The following is a 20261-nucleotide window of genomic DNA, read 5'->3' as shown; positions in this document are numbered from 1 at the left end:
CCTGTCATGCGAAATGGCATGCGACCTGATGGCCGCTCGGTCGGGAAGCATTGGCGGCACGCAGCATCGGCTTTTCGCCGCGGCAACGGGCCTGCTGGTCGACGCTCAGCGTGGGCATGAGCGGGCAACGGCCGGCGAACGGGCAGCCCTTGAACGATTCGGTCGGGCTGGGCACTTCGCCTTCGAGCACGATGCGCTTGCGCGTGCGCTCGGCGGCCGGATCGGGCACGGGCACGGCGCTGATGAGCGCCTGCGTGTACGGGTGCAGCGGATGCTCGAACACGTCCTCGGTCTCGCCGGATTCGACGATGCGGCCCAGGTACATGACGGCGACCTGGCTGGAGATGTGGCGGACGACCGACAGGTTGTGCGCCACGAACAGGTAGGCCACGCCGAGCTTGTTCTGCAAATCCTCGAGCAGGTTGATCACGCCGGCCTGAATGGACACGTCGAGCGCGGACACCGGTTCGTCGAGCAGCACGAGCTTGGGGTTGACGGCGAGGGCGCGCGCGATCGCGATGCGCTGGCGCTGGCCGCCGGAGAACTGCGTCGGGAAGCGGTCGACCTGATCGGGGTTCAGTTCGACGAGCCGCATGAGTTCGGCGATGCGTTCGCGGATCTGCTCCTTCGAGTAGTGCTGCACCTTCATCGGCTCGGCGAGGATGTCGTAGATCGGCAGACGCGGGTCGAGCGAGCTCATCGGGTCCTGGAAGACGTACTGCACGGCGGAACGCAGCTCGCGGCGCTGCTCGCGCGGCATCTTGCGCTCGAGCTTGGTGCCGAACATCTCGATCTCGCCTTCCTGCGGCTTGGCGAACTCCATGATCTCCATGAGCGTCGTGGACTTGCCCGAGCCGGACTCGCCGACGAGCGCGACGGTCTCGCCCTCGCGCACGTTGAGCGTCACGTCGTCGACCGCGCGCACCTCGCCGATCTTGCGACGCAGGAATCCGCCGCCGGTCAGCGGGAAGGTCTTGCGCATGTGCTGCACGTCGAGCACGGTCTTGCGCTGCTCGCGCGGCACGCCTTCGAACTTCGACTTGACGGCCTCGCCCACGCTGTACACGTCGCGGAACGTGAGTCCCTTACCCACGATCTCGGCGGTACGGTGGCAGGCGACGAACTGGCCTTCGCGGCCCGGCACCGGCTGCATGGCCGGCTCGCTCTGGCGGCACACGTCGGTCGCGAGCGGGCAGCGCGGAGAGAACGGGCAGCCCTTGGGCATGTTCACGAGGTTCATCGGCGAGCCGGGGATCGGCACGAGTCGGCTGGAGCGCTCGCGGTCGGAGCGCGGCACGGCGCCGAGCAGACCCATCGTGTACGGCATGGCCGGTTTGGAGAAGATCGTGTCGACGTCGGATTTTTCGACCGGACGGCCGGCGTACATGACGACGATGTCGTCGGCGATGCCGGCGATCACGCCGAGGTCGTGGGTGATGAAGATGACGGCCGCGCCGGTTTCGCGCTGCGCCTTGCGCAGGACTTCCAAGACCTGCGCCTGAATGGTCACGTCAAGCGCGGTGGTCGGCTCGTCGGCGATGATGACGTCGGGGTCGTTGGCGATGGCCATGGCGATCATGACGCGCTGGCGCATGCCGCCGGAGAACTCGTGCGGGAACGACTTCAAACGATCCTCGGGGTCCGGGATACCGACGAGGTTCATCAGCTCGATCGAACGGTCGTGGATCTGCTCCTCGGTCATCTTCGGGTTGTGGGTGACCAGCGCTTCCTTGATCTGGTCGCCGATCGAGAACACCGGGGTCAGGGCCGACAGCGGGTCCTGGAACACCATCGCGATGCCACGCCCACGAATCTTGCTCATCTCGAGATCGGACTTGGTGAGCAGTTCGTCGCCGTGGTACGTGATCGAGCCGGTCACCTTCGCGTTCTTGTCGAGCAGGCCCATGATGGCCATCGACGTGACGGACTTGCCCGAGCCGGACTCGCCGACGATGCCGAGCGTGCGGCCGCGATACAGGTCGAAGTTCATGCCGCGCACCGCGTGCACCGTGCCGGCTTCGGAGGCGAAGCTGACGGTGAGGTCGCGCACGCTGATGACCGGCTGCTCGTTCTCGTTCGCGGTGTCGTTCACGGTTGCTCCTGTTGCGTTCGTAGTCGTTGCGTTCTTGTCGTTCATGATGGTCGCCATCCGATTCGGTTACTCGGCCTTGCCGCCGGAACGGGAGTACGGGTCGATCGCGTCGCGCAGGCCGTCGCCGATCAGCTGCACGGAGAAGGTCAGGATGATCAGCATGATCGACGGGAAGACCAGCACCCACGGGGAGGTCTGCACGACCGACTGGCCGGCGTTGAGCAGCGTGCCGAGCGACGTGTCGGGGGCCTTGATGCCCAGGCCCAGGAAGCTCAGCGAGGTTTCGCTGTTGACCGCGCCGATGACGCCGAGCACGGTGTTGATGACGAGCACGGAGCCGAGGTTCGGCACGAGGTGGCGCACGATGATCGTGAACGACGGCACGCCCATGAACTTCGCCGCGCGCACGTACTCGCGGTCGCGCAGCGAGAGGGTCAGCGTGCGCAGGGTTCGCGCGTAGCCGATCCAGCCGAACGCGGTCAGACCGATCGCCAGCCAGATCCAGTCGCTGCCGCCCTTGGCCATGCCGACGATCAACGCGATGAGCAGGAACGACGGGACGACGAGCAGCATGTCGAGCAGCCACATGCCGACCTTCTCGAACCAGCCCTCGAAGAACGCGACCGCGGTACCGACGAGCGCGGCGATGATCGTGATGCAGATCGAGGAGAGGATGCCGATCGTGAGCGAACGGCCGAGGCCGCGCACGATCATCGCGTACAGGTCGGAGCCGCCGACGGTCGTGCCGAGCCAATGTTCGGAGGACGGCGGCGCGGCGAGCGCGGCGAAGTCCGGCTCGTCGTAGCTCCACTGCGAGAAACGCGCGCCGAACGCGGCGAAGAAGATCAGGATCAGCAGCACGATCAGGCCGACCACCGCGGACGGGCGGCGGCAGAAGCGGCGCACGTACAGCATCATGCGGCCGGTGCGCTTGAAGTCGTCGTGCTTGCCGGACTTGCCGTCGGCGGTCACGGCGACCGTCTGGCTGTCGCCGTTCTGCTCGTCGCGCACCTCGTCGGTCGCGTCCGCGTCGGCGACCATGTTCTCGGAATCGTTCATCATATCGATCGTCCTTTACTCACGTTCCACGTATCGGGATCGGGCGTCTCAGCTCAGTCGGATGCGCGGGTCGAGCCACGCGGAGAAGATGTCGGCCAGCAACGCGCCGGTCAGCGTGCACACGCCGCCGAACGCGGCCACGGCGACCGCGCCGTTGATGTCGTTCTGCGCGATCGTCTGCGTGAAGTACATGCCCAGGCCGTTGATCGCGAACACGTTCTCGGTGATGACCGCGCCGGTGAACACGCCGGCGATCGAGAACGCGACGTCCACGGCGGTCGGGATCAGGCTCGTGCGCAGCGCGTGGCGGCGGATTGCGATGTTGAGCGGCAGGCCCTTCGCGCGGGCGGTGCGCACGTAGTCGGCGTTCATCGTGTCGAGCAGGTACGTGCGCTGGGTGAGGTGGTAGCTCACCGTGCCGGGGATCGTCATGACGATGGTCGGCAGGATCAGGTGCTGCAGGTAGTCAAGCACCCACAGGACCGGGTTGTTGCCCTGGTACGAGTGCAGACCGGTCACGTAGAACGCGCGGGTGCCGACGAGGTTGTTGAAGTTGATGGCGATGAGCACGACCATCAGGCCCATGACGGCGGCCGGGATGACCAGGAAGAACGTGGCGACCGAGTTGAGCACGCGATCCTGCCACTTGTACTGGCGGATGGCCGTGTACACGCCGATGCTCACGCCGAAGATGATCGCGAGGATCGTGGCGAGGGTCACGAGCTGCAGCGACGCGGCGATACGCGAGGCGATGGCCGGACCGACCGGCGACTGGTCAGGGCTTAAGCCCCAGTCCCAGCGGGTCACGATGCCTTTGAGCCAACGGCCGTAGCGAATGATGACGGGTGTCTTGTCGTTGATGTTCGCCATGTCCAGCGAACGGTCGATGGACGCCATCGGCGGGCGCGGATTGCGCGACATGTAGTTCGAACGCGGGTCCATGAACGCGCTCGCGAGGAAATACGTCATCGACACTGCCACGAACAGCATGATGATGTAGTTGCCGATGCGCTTGATGATGTACTTGAGCACCCTTCACCTCCTGTAAGCCTCGACAGGTTTATCCCTATAAGGTGAACATGCAAAATTCAATCCAATATATGAGATGGGGTATTGACGGATGTCCGCTTTGGGGGTATTGCAAAAACCGTTTTAGTTAGCGGTAACCGGTGCAATTCAAACCCGTTTGTTAATTTTGCGTTTCGAGTTCGTACAGCGAACACGCAGTACAATGTCTGCGGATTTTCAGTTGCCGCCTCGCCGTCACGCGGCCCAGGGCAATCACGCCCGCGGCATCAGCCATCCATCGTCAATCCAAAGGAACCAACCAATGCCAAGCAACGCAGCCATCAAACCGGAACTGCTCGCCAAGTACGCCGCCGACTTCAACGCCGACCGCGCCAACCTCGTCGCCGCCGACGCCGCCGTCTCGTCCGGCGTGCTCAAGGCCGCCACCGACTACCGCGGCGTGCGCGAGCTGCCGCGCGACTTCTCGGTCGAACTCAAGCAGGGTTCGATCACCAACCAGAAGCACTCCGGCCGCTGCTGGATGTTCGCCTCGCTCAACACGCTGCGCTACGAGCTCATGCACCGCTGGAACCTCGAGGACTTCGAGTTCTCCGAGACGTACCTGTTCTTCTGGGACGCGATGGAGAAGTCCAACACGTACCTCGAGAACGTGCTCGCCACGCTCGACGAGCCGACCGACAGCCGCGTCTTCGAAGCCATCAACTACGGTCCGTCCGACGACGGCGGCTGGTGGCAGATGTTCGCCGCGCTGGTGAACAAGTACGGCCTCGTGCCCAAGAGCGCCTACCCGGAGTCGGCCAACTCCACCGATTCCTCCGCGTTCAAGCAGTACCTCAACTCGAGGCTGCACGGCTTCGCGGCCGAGCTGCGCCGCCGTCACGCGGCCGGCGCATCCGTCGAGGAGCTGCGCGCGGCGAAAGACGAGGAGATGTCGGTCGTGTACCGCATCTGCGCGATCTCGCTCGGCGAGCCGCCGGCGAAGTTCGACTGGATCGCCCGCACCAAGGGCGACGACGATGCGAAGGGCGGTTGCAAGGACGGCGGCAAGAAGGCCGAGGGCTGCTGCAAGGATTCGGCCGACGAGGCCAAGTCCTGCAAGTGCGGCGACGGCTGCAAGTGCGAGTCCGGCAAGTCCTGCGGCTGCGGCAAGCACTCCGGCATCGACGACCGTCCGGTCATCCGCGAGACCGGCATCACGCCGCTCGAGTTCTATAAGAAGTACGTTCCGGTCGACGTCAACGACTTCGCGACGCTGTGCAACTCGCCGATGGAACGCACGCCGTTCGGCAAGCGCTACCGCATCCGCTTCTCCGCGAACGTGGCCGAGGCCGGCGACATGGAGTTCGTCAACGTGCCGCTCGACGTCTTCAAGAAGGCCGCGATCGACCAGCTCACGGCCGGACACCCGATCTGGTTCGCGTGCGACTGCATGCAGTTCGCGCTGCGCGACGCTGGCTTCTTCGACCAGTCCGTCGTGCGCGTGGACCGGCTGTTCGGCACCGAATTCCCGCTCGACAAGGCCGACGGTCTCGAGTACGGCGACAGCCCGAGCAACCATGCGATGACGTTCACCGGCGTGAACCTCGACGAGGACGGCAAGCCGAACCGCTGGAAGGTCGAGAACAGCTGGGGCAAGGACAACGGCGTGGACGGCTACTACGTGATGTCCGACGCGTGGTTCGACCGCTTCGTGACCGAGATCATCATCCGCAAGGACTTCCTTGACGAGGCGACGCGTGCGCTGCTCACCGCCGAGCCGGTCCAGCTCGACCCCTGGCAGCCCCTCACCCAGCCCTGCCGCTGACCCGTCTCCTGAGCCCGTCTCTCTCCTCCCGGGCATACGCCCGTTTCAAGGAGTCAGAACGGCCGTAAGCCCGGGAACCACAGCCCGAGAACCACAGCCCGAGAACCACCCCCACCCCGGCCTCACCTCCCGGGCTTACGCCCGTTTCGGGGCACCAAACCGACCGTATGCCCGGGAAACAGCACACCACGCCCAGACATACGCACACCCCTCCCGGGCTTACGGCCGTTTCACAGGGCTGAACCGGCCGTATGCCCGGGAACCACACCTACCCCGGTCTCACCTCCCGGGCTTACTGCCGTTTCGAAAGGTCAGAACGGCAGTAAGCCCGGGAACCAGCCCCGCTATAACACCTCCGAGGCTTATGGCCTCCTTCCCGCGCGTGTAGCCACCCTCTTCCCGGGCTTACGCCCGTTTCGAGGTATCCAATCGGCCGTAAGCCCGGGAACCACCCCCACCCCGGCCTCACCTCCCGGGCATACGGCCGTTTCGGGACACCAAACCGACCGTATGCCCGGGAAACAGCACATCACACCCAGACATACGCACACCCCTCCCGGGCTTACGGCCGGTTGGAGGGGACGGAACGGCCGTAAGCCCGGGAGACGAAACCGTCACGACAACAAAAAGGCTTCCTTCGGAATTCCGAAGGAAGCCTTACCTGTGTGCGTATGTTTACTGCAGCTTTTCGACTTGGTTGAAGCCCAGCTCCACCGGCGTATCGCGGCCGAAGATGGACACGAGCACGGTGAGCTTCTGGGTGGTGGGCTCGACGTCGGAGACGACGGCGGCCATAGTGGTGAACGGACCGTCGGTGACGGTGACCTGGTCGCCGACCGCATAGGAGACCTCGACGGTGCGCTTCTTGGCGGCGGCAGGCTTGTCGCCGGCCTTCTTGAGCGCCTCGGAGGCGATCATCGGGGCCATCATCTGGACGACTTCCTTGCGCGACAGCGGCGCCGGATCCTTAGTCGGACCGACGAAGCCGGTCACACCCTCGGTTTCGCGCACGATGCGACGAGCGTCCTCATCCGGCCACATGCGGATGAGCACATAGCCCGGCACACGCACGCGGGTGATGACCTTCTTGCCCTTGTCAGTGTGCTTCTCGACTTCCTCCATCGGCACTTCGACCTGGAAGATCTTGTCTTCGAGACCGAAGCTGACGATACGGGACTCGACGTTGGTCTTCACGCGCTTCTCGTAGCCGGAGTACGTGTGCAGCACGTACCACTTGCCTTCGAGATTGCGCAACGACTTGGAGAATTCCTCGACTGCCTGGGCGCCGGCGTCCTGCGCTTCGGCGGACGGTTCGGAGGATTCGTCGGACGCAGACGTATCCTCATCAGCCGGTTCAGTGACGGCATCGGCCGGAGTGGATTCGGCAGCGACGTCAGAGGCGGTCTCGTCATTCTCGTCGTCAACCGGCAGGGCGTCGAGGTTCACTTCAGGCTGCTGTGCCTCGTCATCCGGCGTGATGTCCGGCAGGGCATCGAGATTTTCGAGATTCACTTCATCATTCATGCGTCAATTCACCTTCAGGTTGGTTCGAAAATCAGCCGAAAATCCACAGCACGAGCTTGCCCAGACCGAAGTCCATGCCCGTGACGAGCGCCATGAGGAACAGCACGAAAAGAAAAACGGCCAGAGACCAGAAGAACAGTTCCTTGGCGGTGGGAGTAACGACCTTGCGAAGTTCGTCGATGATCTGCTTGATGAACAAGCCGATCTGCATAAAGACATTAGGTTTCTTTGCCGAGACGGCCTTGCTTGCCTTCGCCATAACCATCCTTACGATCACATATTCATCAAGAGACTTGGCAGGGAAGGCGGGACTCGAACCCACAACCTACGGTTTTGGAGACCGTTGCGCTACCAATTGCGCCACTTCCCTAGGTGAACTCTGCCATGCTAGCGAACCTGTCAGACAGGACGCTTGCGCCCGGCAAAACCGCCAAGATGGAATAGTAGCGCATGGCTTCGATTTCGTCCAATCATACGAAAAATCCCGTGGAAAAACCACGGGATTTCAACGTTTTTACGGCATGTCTCGATGTGGAATCACGCCAACCGGCAACAGCCGACCTCGCTACGCTCGGACTCAAGTCTGCCTTCGCTCAGCCTATCGGCCTCGCTCAGGGCTCACCTACGAACAGCCCACTGGGCTGTTCGTTTAACGGCTCGCCCACTCCTTGAACCGGCGCATGCCTTCGGCGAGCTGGTCGTCGGCGAGCGCGTAGGAGAAGCGCAGGTATCCGGGGGCGCCGAACGCCTCGCCCGGCACGGCGGCCACATGGGCCTCCTCGAGCAGCGCGGCGGCCAGTTCGGAGGAAGTCGCGCACACGGTGCCCCGCTCCCCCAGCGGACGGTTCAGCAGTCCGCTCACGTCGGCGAACGCGTAGAACGCGCCGGTCGGCGTCGGGCAGATCACGCCGTCGATGTCGTTCAACGCGGCGACGATCGCCTTGCGTCGCGCGTCGAACGCCTCACGCATCGCATACACCACGTCGAGCGGACCGGACACGGCCGCCAGCGCCGCGCGCTGCGACACGTTCGCCACGTTCGACGTCATATGGCCCTGCAGCTTGGACGCGGCCTTGGCGACCGGCAGCGGCGCGATCAGCCAGCCGACGCGCCAGCCCGGCATCGCGTACGTCTTCGCCACGCCGTTGAGCACGATGAGCTGGTCGCGGCATTCCGGCACGGCCGCGCCGATGTACGTGGTCTTCGCGCCGTCGTAGTTGAGATGTTCGTAGATCTCGTCGGAGATGATCCAGATGTGGTGCTCGATGGCCCACTTCGCAATGCCGCGAATCGTCTCGGCCGACCACAACGCGCCGGTCGGGTTGTTCGGCGAGTTGACGATGATCGCCTTCGTGCGTTCGGTGCGCGCCGCCTCCAGCGCGTCAAGATCCGGCTCGAAACCGCGCTCGCCGCCCGCGAACACCAGCACCGGCTTGCCGCCGGCGAGCTTGACGGCCTCCGGGTAGCTCGTCCAGTACGGGGTCGGGATGATGACCTCGTCGCCGTCGTTGAGCAGCACTTGGAACGTCGAATACACGGCCTGCTTGCCGCCGTTGGTCACCACGACCTGGTCGGCGCTCACCTCGTAGCCGGAGTCGCGCAGGGTCTTCGCCGCGATCGCCTCGCGCAGCTCGGGCAGGCCCGGCGTCGGCGTGTACTTGTAGTTCTTCGGGTCACGGCACGCCGCGGCGGCCGCGTCGACCACATAGTCGGGGGTCGGGAAGTTCGGCTCTCCCGCGCCGAAGCCGATCACATCGAGCCCGGCGGCCTTCATCGCCTTCGCCTTGGCATCGACGGCCAGCGTCGCGCTGGGTGCCACGTTGTTGATACGGTCGGAAAGAGTCTGCCAGTCAGCCATAGTCATGGCTTCTAAGATAGCCCCGGCGCACGATGTATGGAAGCGTGTCGCGTCGCCGATCGCACGGCATGATCAGCCAGACCGATTGGATACGACGTATGGTGCAATGGTGCTACGAGAAGATATTACGAAGGAGTTGCCATGACCGGTTCCAGCCATCCTTCGCGCCACGACGGCGAACGTCTCGGCCAGCACGTCAGCGATCGTTCGCATGCACAGGTCACCGCGCACCGTCGCTGGATCGGCGTCGCACTTGTCGGATTACGCAACGCGGTGGCCGCGCTGTCCGTCTTCGCGATCGTGTTCGCTGTCGCATACGCCGTCCCGCGCTACTTCGTCCGTACCAACGTCACCGGCCAGTCGTCCGGCGGCGACGTCAACGGAACCACAACCAACCCCACGCACGATCCGCTCAGCCGCCGTTCCGCGCCCGAACCCGACCCCGGCGACATCACGATCGGCCTGAACGGTTCCGCCGTCACCTACGTGCTCAAGGGCGAGCAATACGTCGAGGGCGGCGCGCACGCGATCGAGCCGACCGACGGCGTGCTCACGTCGAAGATCACCGTCAGCGGCACGGTCGACACGGCCACGCCCGGCGACTACGGCATCCGGTACGCCGTGCGCGACTCGCAGGGCCACGCCGCGACCGTCACGCGCACGGTCAAGGTCGTCGAGTCGATGGACACGCAGTCCGCCGGCATCCCTGTGCTCATGTACCACTACGTGTACGATCCAGCCGACCCGCCCGCCGATCTCAACGCGAACTTCATCCCGGTCACGTCGCTCGAACAGCAGCTCACGTACCTCACCGAGCACGATTTCTACTTCCCGTCGTGGGCCGAGGTGAGCGCGTTCATTGACGGCACGCATTCCCTGCCCGCGCGCAGCGTCGTACTCACGTTCGACGACGGCGAGCCGCGCTTCTTCCGCTACGGCGAGCCGATGCTGACCAAGTACCGGGTGCCGGCCACGTCGTTCGTCATCGGGTCGGACGGCGACGCGCTGAACAAGATGAAGCAGCACGCGTCGCCGTATCTGGAGTATGAGTCGCATTCGTTCGACATGCATCGTGCGGGCGGCACGGTCGGTCATGGCGGGCGGATCAGCGCGATGACGAAGGACGAGATCGTAGCCGATCTCAAACAGTCCGCGTTGGTGACCGGGTCGATGCAGGCGTTCGCGTATCCGTTCGGTGACACGACCCCGGACGCGCAGGCCGCGGTGGCCGAGGCCGGCGTGCCGCTCGCGTTCACGACGGCGTACGGATGGGCGATGGTCGGTGACGATCCGACGCTGCTGCCGCGCGTGCGGATTCAGGGAGACGGCACGCTGGATGCGTTCGCTGCCGCGATTCAGTGACGCGCCCGGACGGCGGGTTCCCGATAACGGGTGGATTCGAATCCTGACTCGGTTATAGGTGGGTAAATCCGGACCCCGGCGCAGACCGACTTGATCATAAGTGGGTAAATCCGGACCCGAAAATGGCCAGAAGACGAAAGGTGGGTATTTCTCAACTACTTGGAGCTGATTTCGATCGGTTAATGGTCCGGAAATACCCACCTATGGATTCGTGGATCCGGAAATACCCACTTTTGACGGAGAATCCGAAAGATAGACCGACTTTCCCCGGCCGATTCGGTCAGACCGATCTTGGATCCGAACCGGCCGCCAAACCGGTATGGCCACAGCCCCATCGACTGTCCAGGTCGGCCCAGATCGATCAGCCGGGACCAGACTCTATACCAGCACGAGGTTGTCGCGGTGGACGAGCGGATGGGCGTATTCCTCGCCGAGGAAGCGCTTGAGCTGCGTGGTGGTGCGGCCGAGCATCTGCGGGATCTCCTCGGAGTCGAAGCCCGCCAACCCGCGCGCCAGATGCGTGCCGGCCTCGTCATCGATCCACACCGGGTCGCCGGCCGAGAACTCGCCATGCACCTCGAGTACGCCCGCGGCCAACAGGCTCGCACGCCCGCCGCGCACCGCCGAAGCCGCGCCCGCGTCGGCCACCAACACCCCGCGCGGATTCGCCGCGAACCCGATCCACAGCCGGCGTGACGATCCACGCTGCTTGACCGGTGCGAACGCCGTGCCCACCGGGTCGCCCATCAGGGCCGGCCCCGCGAACCGGGCACATGTCATCACGGTCGGGATGCCGGACGCCGCGGCCACGCGCGCCGCCTCCAGCTTGGTCACCATGCCGCCCGTGCCCACGCCGGACGTCGACCCGCCGATGCGCACGTTGTCAAGCGTCTCGACCACATTCGGTACAAACGAAATCTTTCGCGATCCCGGTTCGGACGGCGGCGCGGTGTACAGCGCGTCCACGTCCGTGAGCAGCACGAGCGCGTCGGCCCGCACGAGATTCGCCACCAGCGCCGACAGTCGGTCGTTGTCGCCGAAGCGAATCTCGTTGCTCGCCAGCGAATCGTTCTCGTTGACGATCGGCACGACACCGAGATCGAGCAGACGACCGAGCGTGCGCTGCACGTTGCGGTACTGCTGCGGTCTGATCGTATCCTCCGCGGTGATCAGAATCTGCCCGACACGTACGCCGAACCGGCCGAACGCGGCCTCATACTGGGCCATAAGCAGTCCCTGACCGACTGCGGCGGTCGCCTGCTGCGTGGCGACGTCAGTCGGTCGGGAGTCGAAGCCGAGCGGGCCGAAACCGGCCGCGATCGCGCCGGACGAGACAAGCACGACGCGCGCGCCCTGCCGCACGGCCGCCGACAGCGCGGCGACCAGCGCGCCGAGTTTGCCGGCATCCAGATGACCGGACGGCTTGGTCAGCGAACTCGATCCGACCTTGACGACGACGGTCTGCGCGGCCGCGATCGCGCGGCGCACCTCGGCCTCCGTAAGCATGCTTGCCCCCTCTAGTCCTCACCCATCCTCGGCTCCCCTTGTCAGGGGAGCTGTCATGCTACGCATGACTGAGGGGTAGTCAGGAGGTTTAGAACGTTCCATTGCGTTGACGCTCCCCCAGTCAGCTGCGCTGACAGCGTCCTGCAACTGCGGACGGCCTACGGCCGCGCTCTGCTGGCTCGCTGTCGCTCGCACCTCGCCTACAAACGCCGCCGGCGTTTGCTTCACGGCTCGGCCCCAACCGAGGGGGCCAAGAGTATGATCACTCCTCGTCCGTGTCGCCGCGGCCGAACAGGCTCGTCTCGTCGTGACGGTCGTCGTCGACGGACGGGTCGGCCCAGTGGCCGGCCGCACGTTCCGCGGCCATCGCCTCGCGCACGGCCGCACGCGCGTCCATCATCTCGTGGTACTGGCGGCGACGTTCGGAGTTCGTACGGCGACGGCCGCCCGGCTCCTCGGTCTCCAGGCGCAGATCCTTGCCGCGGGCGCCCAGCTGCGCGCCGTCCAGCATCTCCGCGCCGGCCGCGATCGTCGGATCCCAGTCGAACTCGACCGCGCGCGGGCCACGGCCGATACGCACTTCGTCGCCCGGCTTCGCGCCCTGCCGGCGCAACTCGTCCTCCACGCCCAGCTTGGCCAGGCGGTCGGCGAGATAGCCGACGGCCTCGTCGTTGTCGAAGTTCGTCTGCATGACCCAGCGCTCCGGCTTGGTGCCGCGCACCTCGAACCAGAACTGCGAGCCGTCCGCGCTTTCGCGACGCTCCACCGTGAAGTCGAGCGCGCTGCCGCCCTCGTCGGCGCGGCGACGGCGGCGACCGCCCTGCTCGAGCGGCTTGATGACCACGCGGGCCTCCTCCTCGGCCTGCTCGCGCTTGGCCACCTCGGCCCGCATGTCCGCGACCATCGCGGCCAGCGCGAAGCCAAGTTCCTTCAAACCGGCATGCGAGGCGGTGGACACCTCGAAGACCTTGAAGCCGAGCTTCTCGAAGTCCGGACGCACGAAATCGGCCAGTTCCTTGGCCTCCGGCACGTCGATCTTGTTGAGGATGATGATGCGCGGGCGGTCCGGAATCGGAATCGCGCCCAACGGCAGTTCGAGCTTGTCGGCGTACTCGGCCAGCTCGTGCTCAAGCGCCTGATAGTCGCTCATCGGGTCACGGTCCGGCTCGAGCGTGGCGCAGTCGATCACATGCGCAATGATCTCCGTGCGCTCGATGTGGCGCAGGAACTCAAGGCCAAGGCCCTTGCCCTCGGACGCGCCCGGAATCAGACCCGGCACGTCGGCGATCGTATAGCGCGAGTCGCCGGCCATGACCACGCCGAGGTTCGGCACGAGCGTGGTGAACGGATAATCCGCGATCTTCGGCTTGGCCGAACTCATCGCGGCGATCAGACTGGACTTGCCGGCCGACGGGAAGCCGACCAGCGCGACATCGGCGATCGACTTGAGTTCGAGGATCACATCGCGCTCCTCGCCCAGCTCGCCGAGCAGCGCGAAGCCCGGGGCGCGGCGCGTACGATTCGCGAGAGCCGCATTGCCAAGACCGCCGGCACCGCCATACGCGGCGACGAAACGATCACCCTCGTGGCGCAGGTCGGCGAGCTGCTCGCCGGGACGCTTCGACTGACCGGCCGCGCCCTTGGCCTCGAAGACGACCGTGCCGACCGGAACCGGCAGGATCAGATCGTCGCCCTTGGAGCCGTCCTTCGTGTCGCCCAGGCCCATCGTGCCGTTGCCGGCCGCGCGGTGCGGCACGAAACGGTAGTCGAGCAGGCTGTTCGCGTTGCGCGTCGCCTCGAAGATGACGGAGCCGCCGTCGCCGCCGTTACCGCCGTTCGGGCCGGCGAGCGGCTTGTACTTTTCACGTCGGATGCCGGCGGAGCCGTTGCCGCCGTCGCCGCCCTTGACATGGACGGTTACGCGATCCACAAAATCACTCATGTGCTTACCTTATCGTTGCCGTTGGTCTTGGTTCTGCGTTGCTGACTGTGCCGATACTCGACGTTATGTTGGTGACCCTACCGCGCGGGATCGGGATATGTATTGCCAGACACGCTCCAGGCCGCTCGGCCAAGTCTTACGGTCTGGCAATACATATCCCGATCCCCCGCTACGTATGTGCGGAATGTTCCGGAATGCAGTGATGGGTTGCGTAGAGTACGCAGAGACGGGATACTTTACGATCCAGAAGGGGGTGTGTTTGTGGATCGCGTGGAGGGAGGGGATATAGAAAAAGCCGCGTCCGGTGGGGCGCGGCTTTAACGCTTGGGATGGCGTGCTCAGGCGGCGATCACGTCGACGACCTTGCGGTCGCGGCGAACGCCGAACTTCACGCTACCGTCGGTGAGGGCGAACAGGGTGTGATCCTTGCCCATGCCGACGTTCTCGCCCGGGTGGAACTTGGTGCCACGCTGGCGGATGATGATGTTGCCGGCCACGACGGCTTCGCCGCCGAACTTCTTCACGCCGAGGTATTGCGCGTTAGAATCGCGACCGTTGCGCGAGCTGGAAGCGCCCTTCTTGTGTGCCATGATCTGTTCCTTTCGGTCCTAAGCCCAAGCCTGAAATCAGGCGATCGCCGTGATCTTGACGGCGGTCAGCTTCTGGCGGTGACCCTTGCGACGGGCAACGCCGGTCTTGTTCTTGTACTTCATGATGTTGATCTTGGGGCCCTTGGCCTCATCGTCAACAACTTCGGCCTTGACGGACACCTTCGCCAGATCAGCGGCGGCCAGGGTGACCTTGGCACCGTCGACAACGAGGGCAGCCGGGAACTCCACGGCATCGCCCTTCTTGGCGTCGAGACGGTTCACGAGGATCACGTCACCGACCTCGACCTTTTCCTGATGGCCACCGGCCTTCACAATCGCGTACATTCTTCGTTCCTTGCTATGGTGTTATAAAGCTACTTGCCTGACGCACGCAAGCCGCTGGTCAGACACCGACTGTCTAACGTACACCGACCCCTGTACTAACGCAAGTTGAATTCCGGGCGTGTCAAACTCGACACGCCCGGAATATCTTAAATTATGGTGTCAGACAGGAGACGGTCACTCCTCGCTGTCGGCGTTGTTCGCGGCGACGGCGGCCGCAGCGATCGCGGCGAGCTTGGCCTTCACGTCCGGGGAGGATCCTTGCGGAACCTGCACATCCGTGCCGCGGCCGTGCTTGTTCGTCTTGATGAACGGGTCGCCGCCCTTGAGCGCGTACGGATCGTCATAGTCGGCGTTCACGGTCGGCTCGTCGTGGAGGATGAAGCCGCGGCCCTTGCAGGTCGGGCATTCCTCGGAGAACGCCTCCACCAGGCCCTGGCCGATGCGCTTGCGCGTCATCTGCACGAGGCCGAGCGAGGTGACCTCCGCCACCTGGTGCTTGGTGCGGTCGCGCGCCAGGCATTCGACCAGCCGGCGCAGCACGAGGTCGCGGTTCGCGGGCATGACCATGTCGACGAAGTCGATCATCACCATGCCGCCGATGTCGCGCAGCCGCAGCTGGCGCGCGATCTCCTCCGCAGCCTCGAGGTTGCACCGGGTCACCGTCTCCTCGAGCGACTTGCCACGGCCAATGAAGCGACCAGTGTTCACGTCGATCGTGGTCATGGCCTCGGTGCGGTCGATGACGATCGAGCCGCCGGACGGCAGGTACACCTGACGTTCCATGCCCTTGCGAAGCTGCGAGTCGATCTGCCACTTGTCGAACACGTCCTTGCCGTTGTGCTCGGCCGGGTCCCACTTGACGAGCTTGTCGCGCAGGTCGGGGGCCATCGTCTCGAGGTATTCCTCGATGCGCTCGTACACCTTGTCGCCTTCGACGATCATCTGCTTGAAGTCGTCGTTGAAGATGTCACGCACCACGCGGATCGCCACATCCGGCTCGCCCTGCAGGAGCTTGGGACGGCGGCCGTGCAGGAACTCGTCGCGCTTGGCGGTGATGCGTTCCCACTGGCGCACCAGGCTTTCCAAATCCTTCACAATCGCCTCTTCGGACGCGCCTTCGGCGGCCGTGCGGATGATCACGCCCATGTCCTTCGGCGCGATCTTCGAGACGATGTTCTTCAGACGCGAACGTTCGCGGTCGCTGAGCTTGCGGCTCACGCCGGTCATGCCGCCGGACGGCACGAGCACGAGGAAGCGGCCGGCCAGCGTGACCTGCGAAGTGAGTCGCGCGCCCTTGTGGCCGATCGGGTCCTTGGTGACCTGCACGAGCACCGGATCGCCCGACTTGAACGCGAGTTCGATGCGTCGCGGCTGGCCGTCGAGACGCGCCGCGTCCCAGTTGACCTCGCCCGCGTACAGCACGCCGTTGCGCGCCTGTCCGATGTCGACGAACGCGGCCTCCATGCTCGGCAGCACGTTCTGCACGCGGCCGAGATACACGTTGCCAACGGTCGCAACTTCCTGGATATCGGACACGTAATGCTCGACGAGCACGTTGTCCTCGATCACCGAGATCTGCGTGTGGCGACCGCGTTCGCGCACCACCATCAGACGCTCGACGTTCTCGCGGCGCGCAAGGAAATCCTGCTCGAGGATCGTGGACTGGCGCGAACGTTCGCGACGGTTGTCGCGGCGACGCTGCTTCTTGGCCTCGAGTCGCGTAGAGCCTTCAATGTCGGTGATCTCGTCGATGTACTGCTGCTTGCGCGAGCGGCGCGGCACGAGATCCTCGACGGCCTCCTCGCCCGACTTGGAACGACGGCGGCGACGGCGGCGCGTGACGGTCGAATCCTCGGATTCCTCGTCCTCGCGGCGGCGACGCGGAGACTCGTCACGGTCGTCGGAGTCGGAGTCGTCAACGTTTGCAGTCGCGCTCTCCTCGGCGGCGTTCGTCTCGCGTTCCGTGTCGCGGTTGCCGCGGCGACGGCGACGGCGGGAACGGGTCGGGCCTTCCGACAGATCCTCTTCGGTGATCGGCGCATACGTGATGTCGTCGAACTCGAGATCCTCCTCGATCTGTTCGACCTCGGCGGCGGCGCGGCGCTCCTGCGCGTTCAGACGGCGGGAACGGCGCGAGCGGCCGGACGCGGACGATCCGTCGGCCTGCGCGGAGTCGTTGTCGCTCGCGTTCTGATCGGCGTTCGTATCGTCGGCGTTCGCGCTGCGATCGATTGCAGTGTCCTGCGGCACGACCGTCAGTTCGGTGCTGGTGCCGCGACGACGGCGGGAACGGCGCGACGAACGGCCGGACTCAGCGTCGCGATCAGCATTGCTCGATTCCGATTCGTCGTGATCATCATCACGCACACGATCTTCACGAGCCGAACGGCGCGAGCCACGATCATCAACGACATCGGTACGATCATCGTCACGATGATCCGCACGTCCGGTCGTCGACGGCAACACCGGCTCCTGGAACAGCAACGAGGTCATCGGACGACCGGAGCGCGGCGATGAATCGATCGGCAGCAGGTCAAGCGCGTCGAACGCACGCTCATCGCTGGATTCCTCGCCGTAGTCGTCATGAGAACGGCTGCGGCGCGAGCTGGCACGATCGTCGTGACGATCGTCGCTGAACGGCTCGTAATCCGACACTGGGCCACGCCGGCGCGAACGGCCGGACGGCTGGTCGTCGTCGTAGCGAGTGTCGTAATCGTCGTCGTAGGACGAACGGCGACGGCGCGAACGGGTGCGACGCGACGAACGGTCGTCGTCGGACTGGTCGTCGCGATCATCATGCACGGCCGCGGCACGCAAGTCATTGGACTGGTCGTCGTTCACGAGCGAATGGCGACGAGCGCCGGAACGCGACGATCGACGCGGCGAATCGGTGTCCGAACCGGCCGCCGGAACAACGGCCGACGACTCGGAGTCCTTGCGCTGCGCGGCCTCCGCGGCCTCGATATCGGCGACGCGCGGCTCCTCGAACAGCGGCGCGGCGTGCTCCTGCACGGTCAGTTCGAGCGCGGCGCCTGCCGCACCCGCGCCGCGCACCACGCGACGGCCGCCACGACGACGGCGCGGGGTGGGGTTGACGGACACGGACGAACCGGACGTCGTCGCGGACGATGCGGCTGCCGGAGCGGAAACTACAGGCTGCGATGCAGCATCGGCCGTCGGAACGGCCTGATCCGCGTTGTTCTGGGTTGAATTCTGGTCAACGGCTTCGGCTTCGCCAAAGCCCTCATGGTTCACACTGGGCACGATGCTCCTCGGCGCCGCGCTGCAATCGCAACGCCTATGTCAAGCCTCATACGGTCGTCACACCGCGCTCTCACCGCGGCCGCGCATCTATTGCGCCATATGAAGCACCGGTCAAAAAGTCAATGCTGCGACGGCGGACACCGGCCCCGCGGAATTCACACGCGAGGGGATCGACGCCATCGGATGCTCGGCGGCTTGCAGAACCGCCGCCTTTAAGTATGACACAAAAATTGACGGCCAGTGAACAACGGCGGAATCATGCGGCCACGCGCGAGTCGCGGGCCGTTCACGGGGTGCTTGCCCGGTGCAACCGTCACTCTGTTCGAGCTATCGACGCCATACCGCGAACATAGTGACAAAACGACAGTCCAAACCGTCACTATGTTCGAGTCGGCACGTCAATCGCTCGAACATAGTGACGGTTGCACGCAGCATATGGCTATGTCTCAGCCGACGCTACCTATTCGGCGCGGGTTAGCCATTCCTGAAGGATATCCGCAAGGAGGGTGAGTTCGGATTCGGGGAGCTGCTCGTCGTGCTTGTGAGCGAGCAACGGGCTGCCGGCGCCGAGGTTCACGGCGGGAATGCCGAGGATCGCAAAGCGAGCCACGTCGGTCCAACCGAGCTTGGCAAGAGGATCGCGTCCGGTGCGTTCGCGCACCAGATGCGCCAGCGAGACCGCCAGCGGCGAATCCATGCCAGGCCGGGCGCTCGGCGATTCGTCGGCCATTTCGATGCCGAATCCCTCGAACATGCCGCCGGTCGCCACATGCTCGCCGTTGCCCAGTCCGGCCCCGCAATCCGCGCCCATCATGAGCGCCTTGGCCTCGGCGATCGTCTTGTCAGGCGCGAACCGGTAGTTCACATGGACGCGGCATTCGTCGGGGATCACGTTCGTGCCCTTGCCGCCGGAGATCAGCGTCGCGTTGACGCCCTCGCGGTACACGAGCCCGTCCACCGGCACGTCGGCCGGCTGGTACGCGGCCAGACGGTTCAGGATCTCGGCCGCCTTGTGGATCGCGTTCTCCCCCATCCACGCGCGCGCCGAATGCGCGGCCACGCCGTGCGTGATCACGTCGAAGCGGATCGTGCCGTTGCAGCCGCCCTCGATGCCGCAGTCGGTCGGCTCGCCGATGATCGCGAAGTCGCCGGCGATCCAGTCCGGATGCGCTTCGACCACCTTGCGCAGGCCGTTCTTCTCCGCAGCGACCTCCTCGTGGTCGTAGAACACGTACGTCAGATCGTATTTCGGGTCAATGCCGCCGTCTTCGGCACGGCCGTTCAGCACCGCGGCCAGGTACAGCAGCACCGCATCCGACGCCTTCATGTCGGTCGCGCCACGCCCCCACAACACACGCTCCCCCGGATGTGCGGCGGCCACGTCCTCACGGATCAGCGGATCGCCCGGCTCGAGCCAGCGCGGCGGGAAATTGTCGATCACCGGCACCGTGTCGATGTGGCCGGCGAGGATCACGCGCTGCGGTTTGCCGAAATCGGCGCTCGCGACGACCGTGTCGCCGTGGCGACGCACGGTCAGATGTGATTGCTTGCGCAGGAACGCCTCCACCGCGTCCGCGAGCGGGCCTTCATCGTCGCTCACCGAATACGCGCCCATGACCTGCTCGAGCAACGTCGCAAGCGCCTGCTCGCGCGTCGCGTCCGCGTCGAATCCGAGTTCCGTCACCGTCTGCTGTGCCAATTCGTTCGTCATGCCGCCATCCTACCGAATCCGCATGCCGCGGCAGGAGTCGCGTACCATGTTTCGAATGCCGGCGCCGCGCGTCACCGATGCCGTTACGGACGCCCGCGTCTTCTCTTTCCAGACGGCAAGCCCCCACCACTGCAAAGCTATGCACATATTTGCATAACACTGTTCGCCGCAGTCT

The 20261-nt window shown here is 65.0% G+C and carries 13 protein-coding genes, 1 tRNA gene and 1 pseudogene; 2 read left to right on the top strand and 13 right to left on the bottom strand.

Going from position 1 to position 20261, the window contains the following annotated elements; translation table 11 throughout:
• Positions 1-4: 4 nt before the first annotated feature.
• From KIH76_RS04635 to KIH76_RS04625, 3 genes are read right to left on the bottom strand one after another with little or no spacing between them, the layout of a single operon-like run.
• Positions 5-2137 carry a dipeptide ABC transporter ATP-binding protein gene (locus tag KIH76_RS04635; RefSeq protein ID WP_236036827.1) on the bottom strand — a complete coding sequence of 711 codons (2133 nt, stop codon included), beginning with the start codon at positions 2135-2137 and terminating at the stop codon, positions 5-7.
• A gap of 21 nt (positions 2138-2158) precedes the next feature.
• Complete coding sequence (locus KIH76_RS04630; RefSeq protein WP_219069553.1) at positions 2159-3154, bottom strand: ABC transporter permease; 996 nt, start codon at positions 3152-3154, stop codon at positions 2159-2161.
• Between the two features lie 45 nt (positions 3155-3199).
• On the bottom strand, positions 3200-4183 hold the full coding sequence (locus tag KIH76_RS04625) for an ABC transporter permease (RefSeq protein WP_219069551.1): 984 nt from the start codon (positions 4181-4183) through the stop codon (positions 3200-3202).
• A gap of 298 nt (positions 4184-4481) precedes the next feature.
• Here KIH76_RS04625 and KIH76_RS04620 point away from each other — a divergent pair, with 298 nt between their 5' ends.
• Positions 4482-5984, top strand: a complete 1503-nt coding sequence (locus KIH76_RS04620; protein ID WP_219069549.1) for a C1 family peptidase — start codon at positions 4482-4484, stop codon at positions 5982-5984.
• Positions 5985-6659: 675 nt separating this feature from the next.
• Here the strand turns inward: KIH76_RS04620 and nusG are convergent.
• From nusG to KIH76_RS04600, 4 genes and pseudogenes are all read right to left on the bottom strand, one after another.
• A pseudogene (gene nusG, locus KIH76_RS04615) lies at positions 6660-7289 on the bottom strand (transcription termination/antitermination protein NusG); the annotation flags it as partial.
• 250 nt (positions 7290-7539) lie between these two features.
• The gene (secE, locus tag KIH76_RS04610; RefSeq protein WP_214372626.1) at positions 7540-7767 is read right to left on the bottom strand and encodes a preprotein translocase subunit SecE; all 228 of its coding nucleotides are present in this window, start codon (positions 7765-7767) and stop codon (positions 7540-7542) included.
• A 35-nt stretch (positions 7768-7802) separates the two neighbouring features.
• Positions 7803-7878, bottom strand: a tRNA-Trp gene (locus KIH76_RS04605).
• A gap of 279 nt (positions 7879-8157) precedes the next feature.
• The gene (locus KIH76_RS04600) at positions 8158-9366 is read right to left on the bottom strand and encodes a pyridoxal phosphate-dependent aminotransferase (RefSeq protein ID WP_214372628.1); all 1209 of its coding nucleotides are present in this window, start codon (positions 9364-9366) and stop codon (positions 8158-8160) included.
• A gap of 141 nt (positions 9367-9507) precedes the next feature.
• Between KIH76_RS04600 and KIH76_RS04595 the strand changes: the two genes are divergently transcribed.
• Positions 9508-10728 (top strand): polysaccharide deacetylase family protein, encoded by a 1221-nt coding sequence (locus tag KIH76_RS04595; RefSeq protein WP_214372630.1) that lies wholly within the window; start codon positions 9508-9510, stop codon positions 10726-10728.
• A 378-nt stretch (positions 10729-11106) separates the two neighbouring features.
• On the opposite strand, the gene proB is transcribed toward KIH76_RS04595, so the two are convergent.
• From proB to dapE, 6 genes are all read right to left on the bottom strand, one after another.
• Positions 11107-12234 carry a glutamate 5-kinase gene (gene proB, locus KIH76_RS04590; protein WP_219069547.1) on the bottom strand — a complete coding sequence of 376 codons (1128 nt, stop codon included), beginning with the start codon at positions 12232-12234 and terminating at the stop codon, positions 11107-11109.
• A 262-nt stretch (positions 12235-12496) separates the two neighbouring features.
• Positions 12497-14176: a GTPase ObgE gene (gene obgE, locus KIH76_RS04585; protein WP_219069545.1), complete on the bottom strand. Its 1680-nt coding sequence runs from the start codon at positions 14174-14176 to the stop codon at positions 12497-12499.
• Positions 14177-14514: 338 nt separating this feature from the next.
• Positions 14515-14766 (bottom strand): 50S ribosomal protein L27, encoded by a 252-nt coding sequence (gene rpmA / locus KIH76_RS04580; RefSeq protein WP_152357956.1) that lies wholly within the window; start codon positions 14764-14766, stop codon positions 14515-14517.
• A 36-nt stretch (positions 14767-14802) separates the two neighbouring features.
• Entirely contained in the window at positions 14803-15111 is a 309-nt protein-coding gene (gene rplU, locus KIH76_RS04575; RefSeq protein WP_214372636.1) for a 50S ribosomal protein L21, read from the bottom strand.
• Between the two features lie 174 nt (positions 15112-15285).
• The gene (locus KIH76_RS04570) at positions 15286-18375 is read right to left on the bottom strand and encodes an Rne/Rng family ribonuclease (RefSeq protein WP_219069543.1); all 3090 of its coding nucleotides are present in this window, start codon (positions 18373-18375) and stop codon (positions 15286-15288) included.
• 460 nt (positions 18376-18835) lie between these two features.
• Entirely contained in the window at positions 18836-20086 is a 1251-nt protein-coding gene (dapE, locus tag KIH76_RS04565; protein WP_219069541.1) for a succinyl-diaminopimelate desuccinylase, read from the bottom strand.
• Positions 20087-20261 lie beyond the last annotated feature (175 nt).

It is taken from the genome of Bifidobacterium simiiventris, assembly GCF_019331715.1.
In the GTDB taxonomy this organism is placed as follows: Bacteria; Actinomycetota; Actinomycetes; order Actinomycetales; family Bifidobacteriaceae; genus Bifidobacterium; species Bifidobacterium simiiventris.
The sequence above is the reverse complement of the archived record's forward strand: the minus strand, read 5'-3'. Positions and strand labels throughout refer to the sequence as shown.

Coding starts and splice junctions, on each gene's coding strand:
- KIH76_RS04635 (WP_236036827.1), bottom strand. CDS start 2,137: ATGAACGACAAGAACGCAACGACTACGAACGCAACAGGAGCAACCGTG.
- KIH76_RS04630 (WP_219069553.1), bottom strand. CDS start 3,154: ATGATGAACGATTCCGAGAACATGGTCGCCGACGCGGACGCGACCGAC.
- KIH76_RS04620 (WP_219069549.1), top strand. CDS start 4,482: ATGCCAAGCAACGCAGCCATCAAACCGGAACTGCTCGCCAAGTACGCC.
- secE (WP_214372626.1), bottom strand. CDS start 7,767: ATGGCGAAGGCAAGCAAGGCCGTCTCGGCAAAGAAACCTAATGTCTTT.
- KIH76_RS04600 (WP_214372628.1), bottom strand. CDS start 9,366: ATGGCTGACTGGCAGACTCTTTCCGACCGTATCAACAACGTGGCACCC.
- KIH76_RS04595 (WP_214372630.1), top strand. CDS start 9,508: ATGACCGGTTCCAGCCATCCTTCGCGCCACGACGGCGAACGTCTCGGC.
- proB (WP_219069547.1), bottom strand. CDS start 12,234: ATGCTTACGGAGGCCGAGGTGCGCCGCGCGATCGCGGCCGCGCAGACC.
- obgE (WP_219069545.1), bottom strand. CDS start 14,176: ATGAGTGATTTTGTGGATCGCGTAACCGTCCATGTCAAGGGCGGCGAC.
- rpmA (WP_152357956.1), bottom strand. CDS start 14,766: ATGGCACACAAGAAGGGCGCTTCCAGCTCGCGCAACGGTCGCGATTCT.
- rplU (WP_214372636.1), bottom strand. CDS start 15,111: ATGTACGCGATTGTGAAGGCCGGTGGCCATCAGGAAAAGGTCGAGGTC.
- dapE (WP_219069541.1), bottom strand. CDS start 20,086: ATGACGAACGAATTGGCACAGCAGACGGTGACGGAACTCGGATTCGAC.